The organism is Aminobacter carboxidus (assembly GCF_014863355.1).
GTDB classification, from domain to species: domain Bacteria; phylum Pseudomonadota; class Alphaproteobacteria; order Rhizobiales; family Rhizobiaceae; genus Aminobacter; species Aminobacter carboxidus.
Window position 1 is genome coordinate 1 of sequence record NZ_JACZEP010000029.1, and the last position, 1,125, is coordinate 1,125.

Genomic DNA, 1,125 nt, shown 5'->3' on the forward strand with positions numbered 1-1,125 from the left:
ACGGCATGGCAACTGTGTTCAAGCGAAGTGTTTTTGGTCGCGGATCATGGCGTTGAGGATGGTGATGAGCTTTCGCGCGACAGCGATGATAGCGCATTTCTTTGATCCGGAGCGTTGGGCGATAGCCTGGTAGAAGGCCTTGAAGCGCTGGTTGGCGCGGATGGCGCCGAGGGCTGCCATGTAGAGCGCCCGCCGCAGCCTCGGCCTGCCGCCCCGGATGCTGCGCCGGCCGGTCCTTGTGCCGCTGTCATTGGCAAATGGCGCAAGGCCTGCGAGGCTGGCGATGGCCTTGGGGGAGATGGTTCCGAGTTCGGGCATGTGGGCCAAGAGGGTCACGGCGGTCACCTTGCCGATACCGGGGGCGGAGGTCAGGCGCGCGGCCTGTTCGGCAAGTCCGTCCAGGGTTTCGACATGGCTGGCGATCTCGGCTTCGAGGGCTGCGATGCGCAGCGACAGGTTGGTGATTGCAGCTTCGATGTCGGCGACGACGGTTGCCTCGCCAGTTTCGTCGCGATGACGCAGCTCGAGCGCCCGCGTGGCGACCAGTTGGTCACGGCGGCGGGCCAAGGCAGCCAGGCGCTCACGCCCGGGACAGGGCGGCGTGTCGGCATCGGGGCGGAACATCGCCCCCATCTCGCTGAGGATGCGGGCATCGACCCTGTCGGTCTTGGCCAAGCGGCCGCGCGCCTGGGCGAAGCGGCGCACCATCATCGGATTGAGCCGGGCACAAGGGATGCCGGCCCGGGCAAACGCATGGCGCAGGGCCTTGTCGTGGTGGCCCGTCGCCTCGAAGACGACGAAGCTGCCTGGTGCCAGGCCGGCAGCGAAGCCGGCCAAGGCTGCCGGTTCGTTGGCCACCCGGCTGAAACGGCGGCTGAGCGGATCGAAGACATCGATCACCGCCTTGGCGATGTCGCAACCGATGTAGGTCTGGTGTATCGTCATGGAACCTCTTCCTGTGATGCGAGGTCCGCGCCAACGGCCTCGTGCAACTGTGCAGGTTGACGACATGGTGCGGGAAGGGAGCCGAGCCAAGCCACGGTCTGCCGTGCTCAGCACGACGACCAGGATCCTGACGGCCTCCTTCCCGCATTCAATCTACACCAAGCCAAACACACAGGATCC

The 1,125-nt window shown here is 65.9% G+C and carries 1 protein-coding gene; it reads right to left on the reverse strand.

The window, feature by feature from the left end; all coding sequences use genetic code 11:
- Positions 1-18: 18 nt before the first annotated feature.
- A complete protein-coding gene (locus IHE39_RS30385) occupies positions 19-945 on the reverse strand; it encodes an IS110 family RNA-guided transposase (RefSeq protein WP_192569166.1) in 927 nt (308 codons plus the stop codon).
- Positions 946-1,125: the final 180 nt, after the last annotated feature.